Here is a 20,879-nt window from a genome sequence, read left to right on the forward strand (position 1 = left end):
GTTGGATGGTGCCCATGGCCGCTGTACGTCTCCCCCGCCCGCACCGCTTCGACGTCTGGGCCGCGCTCGGCGGGCTGCTGGGCGGCCTCGTGCTGTGGGGGTTCGGGCTGGGCCTCAGGCACGACGACGACGCGATGGTGCAGTTCGCGGGCCGCGGGCCGATCCTGGTCCCGCTGGTCGTGATGGCCGGATGCGAACTGCTGCGCCGCAGCGCCCCGCGCGCCGGTCTGTGCCTGGGCACCCTGGCGCTGGCCGCCGACCAGCTCACCCAGGGCAGCATCGCCACGATCGTGATGTACACCGACCTGATGTACGCGGCCGTGCTCTACGGCCCGGCGTCCACCGCACGCCGCCTGCCCTGGGTCACCGGGCTGCTGTCCCTCACCGGGGTGCTGGTGCCGTACGCGGTGTGGCGGGAACCCGAGGCTCTGCTGATCGGCGTCGTGACGGCCGGAGTCGCCTTCGCCCCCGCCTCCACCGGTCTCATCGTGCGCAATCACCGCGAGGCCGCGGACGCGGCGCTGCTGCGCGCCGAACAGACCGCGCTGCTGGCCGAGATGGACCGCAGCCAGGCGGTGACCGCGGAACGCGCCCGGATGGCCCGGGAGTTGCACGACCTGGTCGCCAACCATCTGTCGGCCATCGCCATCCACTCCACGGCGGCGCTCTCCCTGGAGGACGAGCGCACCTCCCGCGAGGCGCTCTCGGTCATCCGGGAGAACAGCGTCCAGGGTCTGTCCGAGATGCGACGGCTGATCGGCATCCTGCGCGACGGCGCCCAGGACCGGGAACCGGCGGCCACCCCGACCCTGGACGGCCTCGCCGCCCTGGTGGAGGGCGCCCGCGCCAACGGTCTGGACGCCGCCCTGGACGCCGAGCACGAGGCGGTGCCCGCGCCGGTGGAGCTGGCCGCCTACCGGATCGTCCAGGAGTCCCTGACCAACGCCCTCAAGCACGGCGCGCCGGGGCGGGTCACGGTGTGGCTGCGGCAGCGGGACGGCACCCTGTCCCTGCGGGTGACCAGCCCCTACGGTGGCCGGGACGCGCCGCGCGCTCCCGGTTCCGGCGCCGGCCTGGTGGGCATGCGGGAGCGTGCGGCGCTGCTGCACGGCACCTTCGACGCGGGTCCCCAGGACGGCCCCGACGGCAAGGTGTGGGTGGTCCGCGCGGAGCTCCCCGTCCACGACATCGACCGAGGAGGCAGTGAATGATCCGGGTCCTGGTCGCCGAGGACCAGTCGGCGGTGCGCGCCGGGCTGGTGCTGATCCTGCGCAGCGCCCCCGACATCGAGGTGGTCGGCGAGGCGGACGACGGCGCGCGGGCGGTGGAGCTGGCCCGGGAGCTGCGGCCGGATCTGGTGCTGATGGATGTCCAGATGCCGCGCATGGACGGGGTGTCGGCGACCCGGCAGGTGGTCGGGGAGGGCCTGGCCGATGTGCTGGTGCTGACCACGTTCGACCTGGACGAGTACGTCTTCGGCGCGCTCCGGGCGGGGGCCGCCGGGTTCCTGCTGAAGAACACCGAGGCGAAGGACCTGATCGAGGCGGTGCGCACGGTGGCGCGCGGCGAGGGGATCGTCGCCCCCGCGGTCACCCGCCGGCTGATCGCCGAGTTCGCGGCGACGCCCGCGGCGCGGGAGCCGTCCGTCGATCCGGCGCTCCTCGAGTCGCTGACGCGGCGTGAGCGGGAGGTGCTGTCCTGCCTGGGGGAGGGTCTGTCCAACGCGGATGTGGCGGTGCGTCTGGACATGGCGGAGGCGACGGTGAAGACGCACGTCAGCCGTCTGCTGAACAAGCTGGGGCTGCGCAGCCGGGTGCAAGCGGCGGTTCTCGCACAGGAGTTGGGGATCTGAAGCGGGCGGCGGGCGCCGCATTCCAGAGTGGTCCAGACCTATTGACCGCTGGTCCAGACCTTTCTATTCTCGCGGCACTGCGGGCGTGAAGGCTCAGTCATGCCCCCACCACACTCCCCATAAAGGAGGCGCACGATGCGCTTCAGACGAAGAGTCGCAGCGGTGATCGCGACGCTGGCCCTTCCCCTGTCCGGTCTCGTGGCACTCGCGAGCCCCGCCCAGGCCGCGACCTCCGCCACCGCCACCTACGCCAAGACCCAGGACTGGGGCAGCGGCTTCGAGGGCAAGTGGACGGTGAAGAACACCGGCACCACGACCATCGACTCCTGGACCGTCGAGTGGGACTTCCCCTCCGGCACCAAGGTCACCTCCGCCTGGGACGCCACGGTGACCAACTCCGGCGACCACTGGACCGCCAAGAACCTGGGCTGGAACGGCACCCTCGCCCCCGGGGCGTCCGTCACCTTCGGCTTCAACGGCACCGGTTCCGGCTCCCCCAGCAACTGCACGCTCAACGGCGGCAGCTGCGACGGCGGTTCGGTACCCGGCGACGAGGCACCCTCGGCGCCCGGCACCCCCACCGCCTCGGACATCACCGACAGCTCGGTGAAGCTCACCTGGACGCCGGCCACCGACGACAAGGGCATCAAGAACTACGACGTCCTGCGCGACGGCGCCAAGGTCGCCACGGTGACCACCACCTCGTACACCGACACCGGGCTCAGCAAGGGCACCGACTACTCCTACTCGGTGCAGGCCAGGGACACCGCCGACCAGACAGGACCGGTCAGCGGCTCGGTGCGGGTGCGCACCACCGGTGAGACCGAGGAACCCCCGCCGCCCGGCGACAAGGTCAAGCTCGGCTACTTCGTCGAGTGGGGCGTCTACGGCCGCAACTACCACGTCAAGGACCTGGTGACCTCCGGCTCCGCGTCGAAGATCACCCACATCAACTACGCCTTCGGCAACGTCAAGAACGGTCAGTGCACCGTCGACGACACCTTCGCGGCCTACGAGAAGGCCTACACCGCCGAGCAGTCGGTCAGCGGCGAGGCCGACACCTGGGACCAGCCGCTGCGCGGCAACTTCAACCAGCTGCGCCAGCTGAAGGCCAAGTACCCGCACATCAAGGTGCTGTACTCCTTCGGCGGCTGGACCTACTCCGGCGGCTTCGGCCAGGCCGCGCAGAACCCGGCCGCGTTCGCCAAGTCCTGCAAGGCCGTCGTGGAGGACCCGCGCTGGGCCGACGTCTTCGACGGCATCGACATCGACTGGGAGTACCCGAACGCCTGCGGTCTGACCTGTGACAGCAGCGGCCCTGCCGCCTTCAAGAACCTCATGCAGGCACTGCGTGCCGAGTTCGGCCAGGACTACCTGGTCACCGCGGCGATCACGGCCGACGCCTCCGCCGGCGGCAAGATCGACGCCGCCGACTACGGCGGTGCGGCGCAGTACCTCGACTGGTACAACGTGATGACGTACGACTACTTCGGCGCCTGGGACCGGACCGGCCCGACCGCCCCCCACTCGCCGCTGACCTCGTACAACGGCATCCCGAAGGAGGGCTTCGACTCCGCCGCCGCGATCGCCAAGCTCAAGGACAAGGGCGTCCCGCCGGCCAAGCTGCTGCTCGGCATCGGCTTCTACGGCCGCGGCTGGACCGGCGTCACCCAGTCCGCACCCGGCGGCACCGCGACGGGCCCGGCGACCGGCACCTACGAGGCGGGCATCGAGGACTACAAGGTCCTCAAGAACAGCTGCCCCGCCACCGGCACGGTCGGCGGCACGGCCTACGCCCACTGCGGCAGCAACTGGTGGTCCTACGACACCCCGTCCACGATCAACGGCAAGATGTCCTGGGCCAAGGATCAGGGCCTGGGCGGGGCGTTCTTCTGGGAGTTCAGCGGCGACAGCGCCAACGGAGAGCTGGTGAGCGCCATCGACAGCGGACTGAAGTAGATCTCAGGGCTACAGGCCCTAAGCGACATTGACGCGCTGACCGGGCGGGGCTGCTTCGAGCCACGCGAGGAATCCGGTCAGCGCGTCTTCGCTCATCGCCAGTTCGAGCCGGGTGCCGCGATGCAGACAGGCGAGGATCACCGCGTCCGACAGCAGCGCCAGCTCCTCCTCGCCCTCGGGGAGCCGGCGGCCGGCCACCTCGATCGCGGAGCGCTCCAGGATGCGGCGCGGGCGGGGGGCGTAGGAGAAGACCCGGAACCACTCGACCCGGTCCCCGTTGTAGCGGGCCACGCCGTAGGCCCAGCCTTTGCCGCTGCCGTCGCCGGCCTCGGGGGCGTTCCAGCGCAGGCTGCAGTCGAAGGTGCCGCCGGATCGCTGGATCAGCCGGCGGCGCAGGCCGAAGACGAAGAGGCCCACCACCACGAGGGCCACGACGATTCCGCACACAGTCAGAGCGAGGATCATCGACACCGACCTCCTCGTCTGCCTAGGTTACGGAACGTAAAAATCATCCATATCTGCCTCAGCCGCGGCCGGCTCCGGATCACTCCGGTGCCGACCGCGGCTGAGTTACGTCATGACACCTCGCGGTGTCAGCGCGCCGCCGTAGCCGCGCGCAGCCGGACGTCCGCGCGGCGCTGGGCCTCCGCGTCGTCCTCCGCCTTCGCACGGGCCAGCTCCTGCTCCGCGCGCTGGACGTCGATCTCCTCCGCCAGCTCGGCGATCTCGGCCAGCAGCGACAGCTTGTTGTCCGCGAACGAGATGAAACCGCCGTGCACCGCGGCGACGACCGTCCCACCGTCACTCGTACGGATGGTCACCGGGCCCGACTCCAGCACACCGAGCAGCGGCTGGTGACCGGGCATGACGCCGATGTCGCCGGACGTGGTGCGCGCGACGACCAGGGTGGCCTCGCCGGACCAGACCTCTCGGTCGGCCGCGACCAGCGCGACGTGCAGCTCAGCAGCCAAGGTGGCTCCTCGGGTCACCACCCGGCGGGACTGCCGGGTGTTGGTTACAAGTCTAAGGGGCGTGACCGAGGGGGCGGGACGCGCCCGCCCCCTCAGGTGTGAACCTCAGGGGTTCACGGTGAGCTCGGTGCTCAGGAGACGCCCAGCTCCTTCGCGTTCTTCTTCAGGTCCTCGATGCCACCGCACATGAAGAACGCCTGCTCCGGGAAGTGGTCGTACTCACCGTCGCAGATCGCGTTGAACGCGGCGATCGACTCGTCCAGCGGCACGTCCGAACCGTCCACGCCGGTGAACTGCTTGGCGACGTGGGTGTTCTGGGACAGGAAGCGCTCCACGCGACGGGCACGGTGGACGACGAGCTTGTCCTCCTCGCCCAGCTCGTCGATACCGAGGATCGCGATGATGTCCTGGAGGTCCTTGTACTTCTGCAGGATGTTCTTGACGCGCATGGCGCAGTCGTAGTGCTCCTGCGAGATGTAGCGCGGGTCCAGGATCCGGGACGTGGAGTCCAGCGGGTCCACGGCCGGGTAGATGCCCTTCTCGGAGATCGGACGGGAGAGAACCGTCGTCGCGTCCAGGTGGGCGAAGGTGGTGGCCGGGGCCGGGTCGGTCAGGTCGTCCGCGGGGACGTAGATCGCCTGCATCGAGGTGATCGAGTGACCGCGGGTCGAGGTGATGCGCTCCTGCAGAGCGCCCATCTCGTCGGCCAGGTTCGGCTGGTAGCCCACCGCGGAGGGCATGCGGCCGAGCAGGGTCGACACCTCGGAACCGGCCTGGGTGAAGCGGAAGATGTTGTCAATGAAGAACAGCACGTCCTGCTTCTGCACATCGCGGAAGTACTCCGCCATGGTCAGACCGGCCAGGGCCACGCGCAGACGGGTGCCCGGGGGCTCGTCCATCTGGCCGAAGACGAGCGCGGTCTTGTCGATGACGCCCGACTCGCTCATCTCGTCGATGAGGTCGTTGCCCTCACGGGTGCGCTCACCGACACCGGCGAACACCGACACACCGTCGTGGTTGTTGGCGACGCGGTAGATCATCTCCTGGATGAGCACCGTCTTGCCGACGCCGGCGCCGCCGAACAGACCGATCTTGCCGCCCTTGACGTACGGGGTCAGCAGGTCGATGACCTTGACGCCGGTCTCGAACATCTCGGTCTTCGACTCGAGCTCGTCGAAGTTCGGCGCCTTGCGGTGGATCGGCCAGCGCTCGCCGTCGTACTCGGCGTCGACGTTCAGCACCTCACCGAGGGTGTTGAACACCTTGCCCTTGGTGAAGTCGCCGACCGGCACGGTGATCGGGGCGCCGGTGTTGACCACCGGGGCCTGGCGGACCAGACCGTCGGTGGGCTGCATGGAGATGGCGCGGACCAGGCCGTCACCCAGGTGCTGGGCGACCTCCAGGGTCAGCGTCTTCTTCTCGCCGGCCTTGGCCGGGTCGGACACCTCGACGTGGAGGGCCTGGTAGATGTCCGGCATCGCGTCGACGGGGAACTCCACGTCGACGACCGGGCCGATGACCCGGGCGACGCGGCCCGTAGCCGTCGCGGTCTCAACAGTGGTGGTCATTTATCGGTCACTCCCCGCGGTCGCGTCGGCCAGGGCACTGGCGCCACCGACGATCTCGCTGATTTCCTGGGTGATTTCGGCCTGGCGGGCCTGGTTGGCAAGCCGGGTGAGAGTCTCGATGAGCTCGCCCGCGTTGTCGGTGGCCGACTTCATCGCGCGCCGCGTGGCGGCGTGCTTCGAAGCGGCCGACTGGAGCAGTGCGTTGTACACACGGCTCTCCACATAGCGCGGCAGCAGGGCGTCGAGGACGTCCTCCGCCGAGGGCTCGAAGTCGTACAGCGGCAGGATCTCGCCCTTCGGAGCGGCCTCCGCGGCGGCCTCGTCGAGGCGCAGCGGAAGCATCCGGGAGTCGACCGCCGTCTGCGTCATCATCGAGACGAACTCGGTGTAGACGATGTGGAGCTCGTCCACGCCGCCGTCCGCCGCGCCCTTCTCGATGGCCTCGATCAGCGGAGCCGCGACCTTCTTGGCGTCCGCGTACGAGGGGTCGTCGGTGAAGCCCGTGAACGACTCCGCGATCGTGCGCTCACGGAAGTTGTAGTGGGCGACACCGCGCCGGCCGACGATGTACGTGTCGACCTGCTTGCCCTCGCGCTCCAGGCGCTCGGTCAGCTGCTCCGCCGCCTTGATGGCGTTGGCGTTGAAGGCGCCGGCCAGGCCGCGGTCGCTCGTGAGGAGCAGGACAGCGGCACGGGTCGGGTTCTCCGCCTCCGTGGTCAGCGGGTGCTTGGTGTTCGAACCGGTACCGACCGCCGTGACCGCGCGGGTGAGCTCCCGCGCGTACGGCGTGGAGGCCGCCACCTTGCGCTGCGCCTTGACGACGCGCGAGGCGGCGATCATCTCCATCGCCTTCGTGATCTTCTTGGTCGCGGTGACGGATCGGATGCGACGCTTGTAGACCCGGAGCTGGGCTCCCATGAGTCAGGTCCCTTCCTTACGTCACTTGGAGGCGCTGGTCGCCTTCGGGGCGGCGGGAGCGTCCTCACCGAGCAGCTTGCCGTCGCTCGTCTCGAACTGCTTCTTGAACTCGGCGATGGCGTCGGCAACGGCCTGCAGGGTGTCGTCCGACATCTTGCCGCCCTCCTTGATGGAGGTCATCAGACCCTGCTCCTTGCGGTGCAGGTACTCCAGCATCTCCTTCTCGAAGCGCCGGATGTCGGCGACCGGCACGTCGTCCATCTTGCCGGTGGTGCCGGCCCAGACGGAGACGACCTGGTCCTCGGTGGCCATCGGCTGGTACTGGTCCTGCTTGAGCAGCTCGACCATGCGCTGACCGCGCTCCAGCTGGGCCTTGGAGGCCGCGTCCAGGTCGGAACCGAAGGCGGCGAAGGCCTCCAGCTCACGGAACTGGGCGAGGTCCACGCGCAGACGGCCGGAGACCTGCTTCATCGCCTTGTGCTGGGCGGAACCACCGACTCGGGAGACGGAGATACCGACGTTCAGCGCGGGGCGCTGACCGGCGTTGAACAGGTCCGACTCCAGGAAGCACTGGCCGTCGGTGATGGAGATGACGTTGGTCGGGATGAACGCCGAGACGTCGTTGGCCTTGGTCTCGACGATCGGCAGACCGGTCATCGAGCCGGCGCCCATGTCGTCGGAGAGCTTGGCGCAGCGCTCCAGCAGGCGGGAGTGCAGGTAGAAGACGTCGCCCGGGTAGGCCTCGCGGCCCGGCGGACGGCGCAGCAGCAGCGACACGGCACGGTAGGCGTCGGCCTGCTTCGACAGGTCGTCGAAGACGATCAGGACGTGCTTGCCCTGGTACATCCAGTGCTGGCCGATGGCGGAACCGGTGTAGGGCGCCAGGTACTTGAAGCCCGCCGGGTCGGACGCCGGGGCGGCGACGATGGTCGTGTACTCGAGGGCGCCGTTCTCCTCCAGCGCGCGGCGGACCGACGCGATGGTGGAGCCCTTCTGGCCGATGGCGACGTAGATGCAGCGGACCTGCTTCTTCGGGTCGCCGGAGCGCCAGTTGTCCCGCTGGTTGATGATCGTGTCCACGGCCAGCGCGGTCTTGCCGGTCTGGCGGTCACCGATGATCAGCTGACGCTGACCACGGCCGATCGGGGTCATGGCGTCGACGGCCTTGTAGCCGGTCTCCATCGGCTCGTGCACCGACTTGCGCTGCATGACCGTGGGGGCCTGCAGCTCGAGGGCACGGCGGCCCTCGGTCTCGATCTCGCCGAGGCCGTCGATCGGGTTGCCGAGCGGGTCGACCACTCGGCCGAGGTAGCCCTCGCCGACCGGGACGGACAGAACCTCGCCGGTACGGGTGACCGACTGGCCCTCCTCGATGCCGCTGAACTCACCGAGGACGATCGCACCGATCTCGCGCTCCTCGAGGTTGAGGGCGAGGCCGAGGGTGCCGTCCTCGAACTTCAGCAGCTCGTTGGCCATGGCCGAGGGCAGGCCCTCGACCTTCGCGATGCCGTCGCCGGCCAGGGTGACCGTACCGACCTCCTCGCGCGAGGCCGCGTCCGGCTTGTACGACTGGACGAAGTTCTCCAGCGCGTCCCGGATCTCCTCCGGCCGGATCGTGAGCTCCGCCATCTGAGTTCCCTGCTCTCCTTGTTGGGCCCGAAGTTTCACTTTGGGGGGATGGGGACTCCCCCCAACAGGAGGTGAATCCTCTGCACGGCCCAACCAGGGCCGTAGGTACGTACTGCGTTCGTTGCTATGAAATTGCTGCTAGCCGGCCAGGCGGCGGCTCGCGTCTTCCAGCCGGTCCGCGATGGAGCCGTTGATGACCTCGTCGCCGATCTGCACCCGGATCCCGCCGATGACCGAGGGGTCCACGTCCAGGTTGAGGTGCATCTGGCGGCCGTAGAGCTTCGCCAGGGCGGCGCCCAGACGCTGCTTCTGCGACTCGCTCAGCGGCACCGCGGAGGTGACCACGGCCACCATGCGGTTACGGCGGTCGGCGGCGAGCTTGGACAGGGACTCCAGTCCCGACTCCAGGCTACGTCCCCGCGGCGCGGTCACAAGACGCGTCACCAGTCGCTCGGTGACCTGGTCCGCCCGCCCGCCGAGCAGCCTGCGCAGCAGCTCGGTCTTGGCGGACGCGGTCGCCTTGCGGTCGGTCAGCGCGGCGCGCAGCTCGGTGCTGCCGGAGACGATCCGGCCGAACCGGAACAGCTCGTCCTCGACGCTGTCGAGCGTGCCGGCCTGCTGGGCGGAGGTGAGGTCGGCGAGGTCCGCCAGCTCCTCCAGCGCGTCCACCAGGTCGCGGGACTGCGACCAGCGGGAACGCACCATGCCGGCCACCAGGTCCACGGCCGGGCCGCTGACCTGCGAGCCGAGCAGGCGCTGGGCCAGCTCCGCCTTGGCCTCACCGTCCTGCGCCGGGTCGGTGAGGACCCGACGCAGCGACACCTCGCGGTCGAGCAGCGCGGTGACGGCGGCCAGCTCGTCGGCGAGCGTCGCTGCGTCGACGGCCTTGCTGTCCGTCAGCGCGTCGAGACGCTCACGTGCGGCTGCCAGGGCCTCGCGGCTCGCTCCGTTCATCGTGCGGCCTCAGCCTTCTGGTCGAGCTCGTCCAGGAAGCGGTCGATCACGCGGCTCTGCCGGGCGTGGTCCTCGAGGGACTCGCCGACGAGCTTGCCGGCCAGTTCGGTGGCCAGCTTGCCGACGTCCTGACGCAGCGCGGACGCGGCGGCCTTGCGGTCGGCCTCGATCTGGGCGTGACCGGCAGCGATGATCTCCTCGCGCTGCCGCTGGCCCTCGGCACGCATCTCGGCGATGAGTGCGGCACCCTGCTCCTGCGCCTCCTGGCGCAGACGCGCGGCCTCGTGCCGGGCCTCGGCGAGCTGTGCCTTGTACTGCTCAAGGACGCTCTGGGCCTCGACCTTCATGGCCTCGGCCTCTTCGATACCGCCTTCGATCGCCGCCCGGCGCTCCTCCAGAACCTTGTTGATGTTCGGGAGCAGCTTCTTCCAGAAGAAGAAGAAGACGATGGCGAAGGCGATGGTGCCGACGAGCAGCTCGGGGCCCGGAGGAATGAGCGGGTTCTGCTTCTCCTCCGCCGCCAGCTGTACCAGGTTGGCGATCACATCAGTGCCTTTCGTCGAAAGGTTTGGCTCGTCGGCGTTCGTCAGTTGTAGACGAACGGCATGACGATGCCGATGAGGGCGAGCGCCTCACAGAAGGCGAAGCCGAGGATCTGGTTGGCACGGATCAGGCCGGCGGCCTCGGGCTGGCGGGCGAGCGCCTGGGTGCCGTTACCGAAGATGATGCCGACGCCGACACCCGGGCCGATGGCGGCGAGGCCGTAGCCGACGGAACCGATGTTGCCTTCGAGGGCGGCGAGGGTCTCCATGGCAGCCATGCTGATTCTTCCTTCTCTTTCTCGGACCGGCGGGGGTTGGCCACCGGACGTTCTTGGGGGCTTGTGGTGCGGGGGAGGCTCAGTGGTGCTCGGCGAGCGCGCCCTGGATGTACGAGCAGGCCAGCAGCACGAAGACGTACGCCTGGACGGCCTGAACGAAAAGTTCGAACATGATCATGACCATGGTCATGACGAAGGAGACGCCGGCCGCGGGGATCATCCAGCTGTTCAGCAGGTACCAGGAGGCGACCGTGAACATCACCAGCATGAGGTGACCGGCGAACATGTTGGCGAACAGTCGCACGGCGTGGGTGAACGGCCGGACCAGCAGGTTCGAGAAGAACTCGATGATCATGACCAGCGGCAGCACCGCGCCCAGCGACTTGTCGTAGCCGGTCACGTTCTTGAAGAAGCCGACGAAGCCGTGCCGCTTGAAGGTCAGCCCCACCCAGACCAGCCAGACGATCGCCGCGAGCACCATCGGGTAGGCGATGATCGACGACACCGGGAACTGGGCCAGCGGGATCACGGACCAGATGTTCATGACCCAGATGAAGAAGAACAGCGAGACCATGAAGGGGACGTACTTCTCGCCCTCCTTCTTGCCGAGCGTCTCGTAGACGATGCCGCGTCGGACGAAGTCGTAACCGGCCTCACCGATCATCTGCAGCTTGCCCGGCACCACCTTCGCCTTGCCGAACGCCGCGTAGAAGAAGCTGACGACGACGGCGGTGGTGATGATGGCGAGCAGCATCACCTTGTTGAACTCGATCCCACCGACAGTGGCGATCGGCTTGAAGAGGAACGAGTGCAGGCCCGGAGCCGGAAAGCCACACCCGTTGTCGGACATGATCCGACAGCTCCAGTCAAAGGCGAGCTGGGTCTGGTCAGCACTCACCGCGGGCTCCTTCGGCGTGACGCATAGGTACGGCAACCTCGTTGTGTCGGCGCGGCGCGCAGCCGCGGATCGGCACCGGACAGGTGTTACGGATGTGGGGGCGGCTGGGGGGCAACAAGCCTCGCGATGTAGCAGGCGTCAGCTCGGATGCCCGCGCCCGCGATGCCGCAGTTGGCACCGGACGATAGCAGGATCTCTCACGCGTCTTTATCCCGGGCCTACCTCTCACGACGAGTGCCCCGTCTTGTCGGGCTTGCCGCCCGTCGTCGACTCGGGCTCGACGTAGAGGATCTTGGCTTTCATATGGGCGCGCGTCTGTGCGGCGATCCACACCAGAGTGCCGCCGACCAGCGTGAACGCAAAGGCCTTGGCGTTGAACAGCGTGGTGTCCTTGAACGCCGTGAGGAAGATGAACAGCAGCAGGATCTGCGCCGCGTAGAGCATCAGGCCCATCATCTGGAACAGGTGCGGAAGCGTTCTGGCGGTGCGCTGCAGGACGTAGAGGCCGATCCCCATGAAGAGGATGACCACCACGGTCGCGACGAGCGCTCCGATCGCCCCCTTGCCTCCGGCCACCACCGCGCTGACAACGACGCCGACAGCGCCGGCGGCGGCCGTGGGCACGGCGGCCTGGGCCAGGTTCCGGACGTCGTTGGACGGCATGGCGGCAACTCCGCTTTTCACAGGGGGCAGGGGTGTCGTCATGGACGAGCGTAAACCCCTGGGCCGGGTGTGAAGTCCTCACACCATCGGACCGTCGCACTACGGTCCCTCGGCTCTCCGCGGGGTTCTCGTGAACGGTATCACAAACTATTTGATGCAGTCTTTACCCGGAAGGTGTGCCCACTCTCACACATGAGAGTGAACACGCGCGCGTGAGCGAGAAGCGGGGCGAGTTGTCTGATATCGGGGGGTTCGCACCCCCAAAGCAGACCCATCACACCCCCACGAGATGGCAATGCTCTAGGCGGATTCTTACCTTGACCGTGATCCGGCGCTGACGCGTGTGTGCCGCGTTCCTGGTGGGAGGCCTGATCCGCGCTCCCGGGCACGAGGGGCCGCCCTAGCGCGAGCTGCCCGCCCTGCGACGGTCGGCCATGTGTGCGCGGGGTCCGACGGCGGTGGCGCCGTTGACGCCGGAGACACCGGCGGCGACCGGCGTGCGGGTGCCCGGCTGCTCCGCCGCGTCGGCCGGCCCGGCGTCCGCCGTGGCCGGTGCCTGCCGCGAGGCGTCGGCGGCCCTGCGGCGGGCCCTGCGGTAGCGGGGCGGCACGAAGGCTTCCATCCAGCGCGGGGTGCGCGGGGTGAAACGGGGCAGCAGGAGCAGGACCAGCCCGATCGCGCTGAGGAAGACCACCCCCAGGACGATCCACATGGACGCCGAGTTGACCGAGTAGGCGAGCGCGCCGAAGGCGATCAGCGCCGACCAGAAGTACATGATCAGCACCGCCCGGCTGTGCGAGTGGCCGATCTCCAGCAGCCGGTGGTGCAGATGCCCCCGGTCCGCCGCGAACGGCGACTGCCCGCGCCAGGTGCGCCGCACGATCGCCAGGACCAGGTCGGCCATCGGCAGGGCGATGATCGTCAGCGGCATGATCAGCGGGATGAAGACGGGCACCATCGCGTGGGTCGCCTCGCGCGTGCCGCCCAGGTCGACATTGAGCGCCTCCACGTCCAGCTGACCGGTGACCGACACGGCACTCGCCGCGAGGACGAGACCGATCAGCATCGAGCCGGAGTCCCCCATGAAGATCCGGGCCGGATGCAGATTGTGCGGCAGGAAGCCGAGGCACATGCCGATCAGCAGCGCGGAGAACAGGGTGGCGGGGGCGGCGGCCTCGGCGCCGTAGCCGTACCAGATCCGGTAGCTGTAGAGGAAGAACGCGGTGGCCGCGATGCACACCATGCCCGCGGCGAGACCGTCCAGCCCGTCGACGAAGTTCACCGCGTTGATCGTGATGACCACCAGCGCCACCGTGAGCAGATTGCCCTGCCACGGGGTGACGGCGACCGTGCCGACGCCGGGAATGGGCAGCCACAGAATGGTCAGGCCCTGCAGAATCATGACGCCGGCGGCGATCACCTGGGCGCCCAGCTTGATCAGGGCGTCGATCTCGAACTTGTCGTCCAGGACACCGAGCAGCCAGATCAGCGCCGCACCCGACAGCAGGGCGCGGGCCTCGTTGGAGTCCTCGAACACCTGGTCGAGATTCGTCAGGTGACTGGCCACCAGCAGACCCGCGCACAGCCCGAAGAACATCGCGATCCCGCCGAGCCGCGGAGTGGGCTCCCGGTGCACGTCACGCGCGCGGATCTCCGGCATCGCCCCGGCCACGATCGCGAACTTGCGGACCGGGCCGGTCAGCAGGTACGTCACCGCGGCCGTGATGCAGAGCGTCAGGAGGTATTCACGCACGGGCTTTCCTAGGAGGTCACTGGTGTGTCAGCACCACACCTTAGCCCTCGCCGCTGTGCACGGGACCGGACCGGCCCGAGGCCGGGGACGGACCGTTACATCCCCCGTACCGTCGCGTCCGCTCCCCGTACGGTCACGGCGGGAAGGCACCGGCCAGGTCCCGCACCTGCTCGCGCACCCTCGGCGCACTGGCCTCGTCCCGCAGGGCCTGGCCGATGAACGCCGCGATCCGGATCATCTCCGCCTCCCGCATGCCCTGCGTCGTGACCGCGGCCGTCCCCAGGCGCAGCCCGCGCAGATCGGCGTGGGGCAGGGCACAGCAGTCCATGACCAGCCCCGCCGCCGCCAGCCGGCCACGGGCGGTGCGGCCGTCGACGCCGAGCGGGGCCGGGTCGGCGGTGATCAGGTGGGTGTCCGTGCCGCCGGTGGTGACGACCAGGCCCTCGGCGGCCAGCGCCGCGGCCAGCGCCCTGGCGTTGGCGACCACCTGGTGCGTATAGACGGCGAAGGCCTCGGTGGCCGCCTCGCCGAAGGCCACGGCCTTGGCGGCGATGGTGTGCATCTGGGCGCCGCCCTGGGTGAACGGGAACACCGCCCGGTCGACCCGTTCGGCCAGCTCGGCGCCGCAGAGGATCATGCCGCCGCGCGGCCCGCGCAGCACCTTGTGCGTCGTCGCGCACACCACGTCGGCGTACGGCACCGGGCTGGGCGCCGCTCCCCCGGCGACCAGCCCGATGGGGTGCGCGGCGTCGGCAATGAGATAGGCGCCCACCTCGTCGGCCACCTCGCGGAAGAAGGCGTAGTCGATGTGCCGCGGGTAGGCGATGGAGCCGCAGACGATGGCCTTGGGGCGGCGGGTGCGGGCCAGGGTGCGCACCTGGTCGTGGTCGATGAGCCCGGACTCGGCGTCGACGCCGTAGCCGACGAAGTCGAACCAGCGGCCGGAGAAGTTCGCGGGCGAGCCGTGCGTGAGATGGCCGCCGTAGGGCAGACCGAGGGCGAGCACGGTGTCCCCGGGGCGCAGCAGCGCCGCGTAGGCGGCCAGCACGGCCGACGAACCGGAGTGCGCCTGCACATTGGCGTGCTCGGCCCCGAACAGCGCCTTGGCCCGCTCGACGGCCAGCCGCTCGGCGACGTCGGCGATCTCGCAGCCCCCGTGGTGCCGGGCACCGGGGTAGCCCTCGGCGTACTTGTTGGCCAGCGGCGACCCGAGGGCGGCCAGCACGGCCGGCGAGGTGAAGTTCTCGGCGGCGATCAGCTGCAGCGTGCTCGCCTGCCGCTCACGCTCCCCCAGCAGCAGGTCGGCGAGCTCGGGATCCTGCCTCCGCAGCACATCGCCCTCGAGGGCATGGGTGACCGTCATGACGAACTCCCCGGGCGTCGACGCCGACGTAGCACCAATGTAGGCCCGGCAGTACGTCCGCGCCCGAGTTGTTGCACCACGGCTCCCGCGGCACTCGGGTGGGGCGAGGCGCTAGGTGCGCGCCGGGACCCCGGTCAGGGCCGTCACCACCGGGTCCAGCGCCTGGTGTATCTCGTCGCCGATGGAACGGAAGAAGGTCAGCGGGGCGCCGTAGGGGTCGTGGACCTCGTCGGCCTCCGCGGTGGGGGCCAGCAGCCACCCGCGCAGCGCGGCCGCGGCGCGGACCAGGGCGCGGGCGCGCGTCACCAGCCCGTCCTCCAGCGGGGGCAGCGTCGCCGGGTCGATGGCGTTCACCAGGCGGGTGAACTCCTTCAGGGTGAAGGTGCGCAGGCCCGCCGAGTGGCCCATGGAGATCACCTGCGCCCGGTGGTCGCGGGTCGCGGTGAGCACCAGGTCCGCCCGGATGACGTGCTCGTCCAGCAGCTCGCGGCCCTTGAAGCCGGAGGCGTCCGCCCCGTACTCGGCCAGCACGGTCTCCGCGTGGGACTCCATGGGCGCGCCCTCGTGGCCCCAGGTGCCCGCGCTCTCCACGATCAGCCCGCCACCCAGCACGCCCAGTCGCTGCTGCACGAAATGCCGGGTCAGCCGCTCGGTGATCGGCGAGCGACAGACATTGCCGGTGCTGACGTGGAGGATGCGGAAGGTGTCGCGCGGGAAGCCGAACGTCGTCGTCTGCTCCGCGCTGCTCTCCCCGTTGCCTATGCCACGCCCCGCGTCAGGGGCCGTCAATTCGCCACCTCGAGGTCGGGTACCACCTTGCGCAGCTCCTCCGGCGAGAGCGCTCCCTCGCGCAGCAGGACCGGCACGGAACGGGTGACGTCGACGATGGACGAGGGCACGTTGCCCGGGGTCGGGCCGCCGTCGAGGTAGACGGAGACCGAATCGCCGAGCATCTCCTGCGCGGCGTCGCAGTTCTCCGGCGCCGGGTGCCCGGTGAGGTTGGCGGAGGAGACGGCCATGGGGCCGACCTCGGTCAGCAGCTCGATGGCGACCGGGTGCAGCGGCATCCGCACCGCGACCGTGCCGCGTGAGTCGCCCAGGTCCCACTGCAGGGACGGCTGGTGCCTGGCGACCAGGGTCAGGGCGCCCGGCCAGAACGCGTCGACCAGCTCCCAGGCCAGCTCGGAGAAGTCGGTGACCAGGCCGTGCAAGGTGTTCGGGGAGCCGATCAGGACGGGCGTGGGCATGTTGCGGCCCCGGCCCTTCGCGGCCAGCAGGTCGGCCACGGCGTCCGAGGAGAACGCGTCCGCGCCGACGCCGTACACGGTGTCCGTGGGCAGCACCACGAGCTCGCCGCGGCGGACGGCGGAGGCGGCCTCGCGCAGACCGGTCGCGCGGTCGGTCGCGTCGTTGGTGTCGTAACGCCGAGCCATCTAACGGGCCTCCTCGTACACGTGCTGCTGGCGGAAAGACAGGAGCCGGGCCCGGGCGGACTGCCCGGGCCACGGGATGTGCCGCACCGGCCGGGCGGTCACGGCAGCGCCTTGCGGGCGGTGGCGAACCGCGGGCGGTTGTTCAGGTCCGGGTGGTCGGCGGCGTCGGTCCAGCCGCGGTCCTCCGCGAAGATCCACGGCACCTGGCCGCCCTGGGTGTCCGCGTGCTCCACCACGACCACCCCGCCCGGACGCAGCAGCCGGTGCGCGGTGCGCTCCAGGCCCCGGATCAGGTCCAGACCGTCCTCACCGGAGAACAGCGCCATGCCGGGGTCGTAGTCGCGCGCCTCGGGGGCGACGTACTCCCACTCCGACAGCGGGATGTACGGCGGGTTGGAGATGACCAGGTCGACCTGCCCGTCGAGGTCGGGGAAGGCCGTCAGGGCGTCGCCCTGGCGCAGCTCGACCCGGGACCCCTCCATGTTCTTGCGGGTCCACACCAGCGCTTCCTCGGACAGCTCCACCGCGTAGACGCGCGAGCGGGGCACCTCCTGGGCGAGCGCGAGCGCGATGGCGCCCGACCCGGTGCACAGGTCGACGATGCACGGCTCGACGACGTCCATGGCGCGCACCGCGTCTATGGCCCAGCCGACCACCGACTCGGTCTCCGGACGCGGCACGAACACCCCGGGGCCGACCTGCAGCTCCAGGTAGCGGAAGTAGGCGCGCCCGGTGATGTGCTGCAGCGGCTCGCGGGCCTCCCGGCGGGCGACGACCTCCCAGTAGCGGGCGTCGAAGTCGGAGTCCTTCACGTTGTGCAGCTCGCCGCGCTTGACGCCGTGCACGAACGCGGCGAGCTCCTCCGCGTCGGTGCGCGGCGAGGGCACGCCGGCGTCGGCGAGCCGCTGGGTGGCCTGGGCCACCTCGGCGAGCAGCAGGTTCACGTGGTCCTCCGGGCTGTCTTCGTGTGTTACGCGGCCGCGAGCTTGGCGGCCGAGTCGGCGTCGACGCAGGCCTGGATCACCGCGTCGAGGTCGCCGTCCAGCACCTGGTCCAGGTTGTACGCCTTGAAGCCGATCCGGTGGTCGGAGATGCGGTTCTCCGGGAAGTTGTAGGTGCGGATCTTCTCGGAGCGGTCGACGGTGCGGACCTGGCTGCGGCGGGCGTCGGCGGCCTCCCGCTCGGCCTCCTCCTGCGCCATGGCGAGCAGCCTGGAGCGCAGGATACGCAGGGCCTGCTCCTTGTTCTGCAGCTGGCTCTTCTCGTTCTGGCAGGAGGCTACGACGCCGGTCGGGATGTGCGTGATGCGCACCGCGGAGTCGGTGGTGTTGACGGACTGGCCGCCGGGGCCGGAGGACCGGTAGACGTCGATGCGCAGATCGTTGGGGTTGATCTCCACGTCGACCTCCTCCGCCTCGGGCGTGACCAGCACACCGGCGGCCGAGGTGTGGATGCGCCCCTGGGACTCGGTGGCCGGTACGCGCTGCACGCGGTGCACGCCGCCCTCGTACTTCAGCCGGGACCACACGCCCTGGCCGGGCTCGACCGGGCCGCGGGCCTTCACGGCGACCTGGACGTCCTTGTAGCCGCCCAGCTCGGACTCGGTGGCGTCGATGATCTCGGTCTTCCAGCCGACCCGCTCGGCGTAGCGCAGGTACATCCGCAGCAGGTCACCGGCGAACAGCGCGGACTCGTCGCCGCCCGCACCCGCCTTGATCTCCAGGATGACGTCCTTGTCGTCGCTCGGGTCGCGCGGGATCAGCAGCAGCCGCAGCTTCTCGGTGAGCTCCTCGCGCTGCTGCTCCAGCTCCTTGACCTCGGCGGCGAAGTCCGGGTCGTCGGCGGCCAGTTCGCGTGCGGCCTCGATGTCGTCCCCGGTCTGCTTCCAGGAGCGGTAGGCGGCGACGATCGGGGTCAGTTCGGCGTAGCGCTTGTTCAGCCTGCGCGCGTTGGCCTGGTCGGCGTGGACCGACGGGTCGGCGAGCTTCTTCTCCAGGTCGGCGTGCTCGGCGACGAGTTCCTCGACGGCCTCGAACATCTTGGGCTCCTGCGGTGACGGGGGTGAAGGGCGGGCGACCAAAAACGCCGGTCCCGGGCGCACCCCGAGGGGGCGCGACCGTGGACCGGCGAATCGGTGCTCGCTACTTCTTGGAGCCGGCGGCCTTGCCGAAGCGGGCCTCGAAGCGGGCCACACGGCCACCAGTGTCGAGGATCTTCTGCTTGCCCGTGTAGAACGGGTGGCACTCGGAGCAGACCTCGGCCCGGATGGTGCCGGACTCGATGGTGCTGCGGGTGGTGAACGACGCGCCGCAGGTGCAGCTGACCTGCGTCTCGACGTACGCGGGGTGGATGTCGCGCTTCAAGGTGTCTCCTAGGTTTCGGGAGGGCGCCGGGTCGCCGCCGCGGGATGCGGGGGCGTGAACCGGAGCCGACGTACCAGTCTGCCAGGACTGGGCCCATCCCCCAAAACCGGGGGCGGCCTCCGTCTATTCCGCGCGGTCCGCGGCCCCGCTGCCCGGGCTGTTCCCGGCGGGCGGCTCGGGCGCCGGGAACCCGTCACGGGGCGCTGACCACGTCCTTCGCCTCACCGGTGGCCGACTCCTCGGTGGCCGCCTTCGGGATCGGCTTGTCCTGCTTCAGCGCCTTCCACACCAGGTCGGCCTTCTGCTTCTGCAGCAGGACCCGGTTGGGGTTGTCCGGGTCGTAGGCGACCGGCATGGTGACCATCTGCATGTTGCCGGGGCTGATGCCTTTCATGCCGCCCGCGAAGGACATCAGGGCGTTGACCGAGCCCAGCCCGGAGTCGGTGGTGACGGTCTTGGTGGCGGTGTCGGCGAGGTCGTAGAGCTTCTTCGGGTTGGTGAACAGGCCGATCTCCCTGACCTGCTTGACCAGCGCCTTGAGGAACGCCTGCTGCAGCTGGATGCGGCCGAGGTCGGAGCCGTCGCCGACGCCGTGGCGGGTGCGGACCAGGCCGAGGGCCTGCTCGCCGTCGAGCCGGTGGGTGCCGGCCGGCAGGTCAAGGTGGCTCTCGGGGTCCTTGATGTCCTTGCTGGTGGTGACCTCGACTCCGCCGAGCCGGTCGATGAGCTTCTGGAAGCCGGCGAAGTCGACCTCCAGGTAGTGGTCCATGCGCAGGTCGGTCATCTTCTCGACGGTCTTCACGGCGCAGGCGGCGCCGCCGGTGGCGTAGGCGGAGTTGAACATGGCGCTGCGCGCACCGGGGTGCCTGTTGCCCTCGGAGTCCGTGCACTCGGGGCGCTCGATCAGGGTGTCGCGCGGGATGGACACCACGCTGGCCTTCTTGTGGCCCTCGTAGATGTGCACGATCATCGCGGTGTCGGAGCGGGCGGTGCCGTCGTCCGTGCCGCCACCGATCCCCTTGTTGCTGCCGGAGCGGGTGTCGGAGCCGAGGACCAGGATGTTCTCCGAGCCGTTGTCGGCCTTCTCGGGCCGGTCGGTGCCGAGCGCCTGGTCGATGTCGACACTGCTGATGTTGCCGTTGAGCTTGAAGTAGACGTACCCGATACCGGTGCCGCCCAGCACCACGATGCCCGCGGCGGTCCAGGCCATCACCTTCATGCCGGAGGGCCGCTTGCCGCGCGGCTTGCGGCGGCGTCCCCTCCCCCTGCGGGCGGCCGGTGTGCCGGGCTCTCCCGCGGCGGCGGGGTCCGGTGTGCTCTCGGCAGACATGTGCTCCTCAGCTCTCGTGTCCGGTCGGATACCCCCTGCGCTCGATGCCAGACTTGGCCGGTTCACGACCCGTACGGCACCTATCGTCGCGCTGTTCGGGTCAGACGGGGAAACCCGGCACAGGGTTGCACGCGCCCTTGTGCCCCTCCGGACCCCGGTCAGGGGCGCGGCAGGCGGGCCACGAGCTGCCGGGCACCCGCTCACCTGCGCTTTCGCCGGAGCCCGCGGCGCGGCTCGATCCGTACGCCGCGCATGAGCCGTGTGGCGAAGGTCTCGCCCCGGACCGCGGGGTTCCGGGCACGGCACGCAATCCGGGCGCGGACCACGCTCCGGGCACGGCACGCAATCCGGGCGCGGACCACGCTCCGGGCACGGCACGCAATCCGGGCGCGGACCACGCTCCGG

21 protein-coding genes are annotated in these 20,879 nt (G+C 69.8%); 3 read left to right on the plus strand and 18 right to left on the minus strand.

Going from position 1 to position 20,879, the window contains the following annotated elements; genetic code table 11:
* Positions 1-14 precede the first annotated feature (14 nt).
* The 3 genes from HCJ93_RS22800 to HCJ93_RS22810 all read left to right on the plus strand — a co-directional run bounded on the left by HCJ93_RS22800 (position 15) and on the right by HCJ93_RS22810 (position 3,811).
* Entirely contained in the window at positions 15-1,211 is a 1,197-nt protein-coding gene (locus HCJ93_RS22800; protein ID WP_373563604.1) for a sensor histidine kinase, read from the plus strand.
* Positions 1,208-1,852, plus strand: a complete 645-nt coding sequence (locus HCJ93_RS22805; protein ID WP_167997653.1) for a response regulator — start codon at positions 1,208-1,210, stop codon at positions 1,850-1,852. The genes HCJ93_RS22800 and HCJ93_RS22805 overlap by 4 nt, the downstream gene beginning before the upstream one ends.
* A 135-nt stretch (positions 1,853-1,987) precedes the next feature.
* A complete protein-coding gene (locus tag HCJ93_RS22810) occupies positions 1,988-3,811 on the plus strand; it encodes a glycoside hydrolase family 18 chitinase (protein WP_167997654.1) in 1,824 nt (607 codons plus the stop codon).
* Between the two features lie 18 nt (positions 3,812-3,829).
* On the opposite strand, the gene HCJ93_RS22815 is transcribed toward HCJ93_RS22810, so the two are convergent.
* From HCJ93_RS22815 to HCJ93_RS22900, 18 genes are all read right to left on the minus strand, one after another.
* Entirely contained in the window at positions 3,830-4,276 is a 447-nt protein-coding gene (locus HCJ93_RS22815; protein WP_167997655.1) for a DUF2550 domain-containing protein, read from the minus strand.
* Between the two features lie 128 nt (positions 4,277-4,404).
* On the minus strand, positions 4,405-4,782 hold the full coding sequence (locus tag HCJ93_RS22820; protein WP_167997656.1) for a F0F1 ATP synthase subunit epsilon: 378 nt from the start codon (positions 4,780-4,782) through the stop codon (positions 4,405-4,407).
* A 131-nt stretch (positions 4,783-4,913) separates the two neighbouring features.
* Positions 4,914-6,350 carry a F0F1 ATP synthase subunit beta gene (gene atpD / locus HCJ93_RS22825; protein ID WP_167997657.1) on the minus strand — a complete coding sequence of 479 codons (1,437 nt, stop codon included), beginning with the start codon at positions 6,348-6,350 and terminating at the stop codon, positions 4,914-4,916.
* Positions 6,351-7,268 carry a F0F1 ATP synthase subunit gamma gene (locus HCJ93_RS22830; protein WP_167997658.1) on the minus strand — a complete coding sequence of 306 codons (918 nt, stop codon included), beginning with the start codon at positions 7,266-7,268 and terminating at the stop codon, positions 6,351-6,353.
* Between the two features lie 21 nt (positions 7,269-7,289).
* Positions 7,290-8,897 (minus strand): F0F1 ATP synthase subunit alpha, encoded by a 1,608-nt coding sequence (gene atpA / locus HCJ93_RS22835; RefSeq protein WP_167997659.1) that lies wholly within the window; start codon positions 8,895-8,897, stop codon positions 7,290-7,292.
* Between the two features lie 138 nt (positions 8,898-9,035).
* Positions 9,036-9,851, minus strand: a complete 816-nt coding sequence (locus tag HCJ93_RS22840) for a F0F1 ATP synthase subunit delta (RefSeq protein WP_167997660.1) — start codon at positions 9,849-9,851, stop codon at positions 9,036-9,038.
* A complete protein-coding gene (locus tag HCJ93_RS22845; RefSeq protein WP_167997661.1) occupies positions 9,848-10,396 on the minus strand; it encodes a F0F1 ATP synthase subunit B in 549 nt (182 codons plus the stop codon). Before HCJ93_RS22845 ends, HCJ93_RS22840 begins: the two co-directional genes overlap by 4 nt.
* Before the next feature lie 41 nt (positions 10,397-10,437).
* Entirely contained in the window at positions 10,438-10,671 is a 234-nt protein-coding gene (atpE, locus tag HCJ93_RS22850) for an ATP synthase F0 subunit C (protein ID WP_013000660.1), read from the minus strand.
* Between the two features lie 79 nt (positions 10,672-10,750).
* Positions 10,751-11,569: a F0F1 ATP synthase subunit A gene (atpB, locus tag HCJ93_RS22855; RefSeq protein WP_507202473.1), complete on the minus strand. Its 819-nt coding sequence runs from the start codon at positions 11,567-11,569 to the stop codon at positions 10,751-10,753.
* Positions 11,570-11,794: 225 nt separating this feature from the next.
* Positions 11,795-12,232 carry a Cg1360 family ATP-synthase-associated protein gene (locus tag HCJ93_RS22860; protein WP_167997662.1) on the minus strand — a complete coding sequence of 146 codons (438 nt, stop codon included), beginning with the start codon at positions 12,230-12,232 and terminating at the stop codon, positions 11,795-11,797.
* A 400-nt stretch (positions 12,233-12,632) separates the two neighbouring features.
* Positions 12,633-13,985, minus strand: coding sequence for an MraY family glycosyltransferase (locus tag HCJ93_RS22865; RefSeq protein WP_167997663.1), 1,353 nt, complete (start codon positions 13,983-13,985; stop codon positions 12,633-12,635).
* A gap of 133 nt (positions 13,986-14,118) precedes the next feature.
* Positions 14,119-15,348 carry a serine hydroxymethyltransferase gene (glyA, locus tag HCJ93_RS22870; protein WP_167997664.1) on the minus strand — a complete coding sequence of 410 codons (1,230 nt, stop codon included), beginning with the start codon at positions 15,346-15,348 and terminating at the stop codon, positions 14,119-14,121.
* 111 nt (positions 15,349-15,459) lie between these two features.
* Positions 15,460-16,137, minus strand: coding sequence for an arsenate reductase/protein-tyrosine-phosphatase family protein (locus tag HCJ93_RS22875; protein WP_167997665.1), 678 nt, complete (start codon positions 16,135-16,137; stop codon positions 15,460-15,462).
* Positions 16,134-16,781, minus strand: coding sequence for an L-threonylcarbamoyladenylate synthase (locus HCJ93_RS22880; protein ID WP_167997666.1), 648 nt, complete (start codon positions 16,779-16,781; stop codon positions 16,134-16,136). Before HCJ93_RS22880 ends, HCJ93_RS22875 begins: the two co-directional genes overlap by 4 nt.
* Positions 16,782-16,879: 98 nt before the next feature.
* A complete protein-coding gene (gene prmC / locus HCJ93_RS22885) occupies positions 16,880-17,725 on the minus strand; it encodes a peptide chain release factor N(5)-glutamine methyltransferase (RefSeq protein ID WP_167997667.1) in 846 nt (281 codons plus the stop codon).
* Positions 17,726-17,751: 26 nt separating this feature from the next.
* Positions 17,752-18,819 (minus strand): peptide chain release factor 1, encoded by a 1,068-nt coding sequence (gene prfA / locus HCJ93_RS22890; RefSeq protein ID WP_167997668.1) that lies wholly within the window; start codon positions 18,817-18,819, stop codon positions 17,752-17,754.
* A 103-nt stretch (positions 18,820-18,922) separates the two neighbouring features.
* A complete protein-coding gene (gene rpmE, locus HCJ93_RS22895) occupies positions 18,923-19,144 on the minus strand; it encodes a 50S ribosomal protein L31 (protein WP_030740744.1) in 222 nt (73 codons plus the stop codon).
* A gap of 193 nt (positions 19,145-19,337) precedes the next feature.
* Positions 19,338-20,474 (minus strand): LCP family protein, encoded by a 1,137-nt coding sequence (locus HCJ93_RS22900; RefSeq protein ID WP_167997669.1) that lies wholly within the window; start codon positions 20,472-20,474, stop codon positions 19,338-19,340.
* Positions 20,475-20,879: the final 405 nt, after the last annotated feature.

The organism is Streptomyces composti, from assembly GCF_012034205.1.
Lineage (GTDB): Bacteria > Actinomycetota > Actinomycetes > Streptomycetales > Streptomycetaceae > Streptomyces > Streptomyces composti.

Excerpts from the sequence above, each read along its gene's own strand:
- HCJ93_RS22810 (WP_167997654.1), top strand. The coding sequence starts at position 1,988 with ATGCGCTTCAGACGAAGAGTCGCAGCGGTGATCGCGACGCTGGCCCTT.
- HCJ93_RS22805 (WP_167997653.1), top strand. The coding sequence starts at position 1,208 with ATGATCCGGGTCCTGGTCGCCGAGGACCAGTCGGCGGTGCGCGCCGGG.
- atpA (WP_167997659.1), bottom strand. The coding sequence starts at position 8,897 with ATGGCGGAGCTCACGATCCGGCCGGAGGAGATCCGGGACGCGCTGGAG.
- HCJ93_RS22830 (WP_167997658.1), bottom strand. The coding sequence starts at position 7,268 with ATGGGAGCCCAGCTCCGGGTCTACAAGCGTCGCATCCGATCCGTCACC.
- prfA (WP_167997668.1), bottom strand. The coding sequence starts at position 18,819 with ATGTTCGAGGCCGTCGAGGAACTCGTCGCCGAGCACGCCGACCTGGAG.
- atpD (WP_167997657.1), bottom strand. The coding sequence starts at position 6,350 with ATGACCACCACTGTTGAGACCGCGACGGCTACGGGCCGCGTCGCCCGG.
- HCJ93_RS22840 (WP_167997660.1), bottom strand. The coding sequence starts at position 9,851 with ATGAACGGAGCGAGCCGCGAGGCCCTGGCAGCCGCACGTGAGCGTCTC.
- HCJ93_RS22800 (WP_373563604.1), top strand. The coding sequence starts at position 15 with ATGGCCGCTGTACGTCTCCCCCGCCCGCACCGCTTCGACGTCTGGGCC.
- HCJ93_RS22900 (WP_167997669.1), bottom strand. The coding sequence starts at position 20,474 with ATGTCTGCCGAGAGCACACCGGACCCCGCCGCCGCGGGAGAGCCCGGC.
- HCJ93_RS22880 (WP_167997666.1), bottom strand. The coding sequence starts at position 16,781 with ATGGCTCGGCGTTACGACACCAACGACGCGACCGACCGCGCGACCGGT.
- glyA (WP_167997664.1), bottom strand. The coding sequence starts at position 15,348 with ATGACGGTCACCCATGCCCTCGAGGGCGATGTGCTGCGGAGGCAGGAT.
- atpE (WP_013000660.1), bottom strand. The coding sequence starts at position 10,671 with ATGGCTGCCATGGAGACCCTCGCCGCCCTCGAAGGCAACATCGGTTCC.
- HCJ93_RS22860 (WP_167997662.1), bottom strand. The coding sequence starts at position 12,232 with ATGCCGTCCAACGACGTCCGGAACCTGGCCCAGGCCGCCGTGCCCACG.
- HCJ93_RS22815 (WP_167997655.1), bottom strand. The coding sequence starts at position 4,276 with ATGATCCTCGCTCTGACTGTGTGCGGAATCGTCGTGGCCCTCGTGGTG.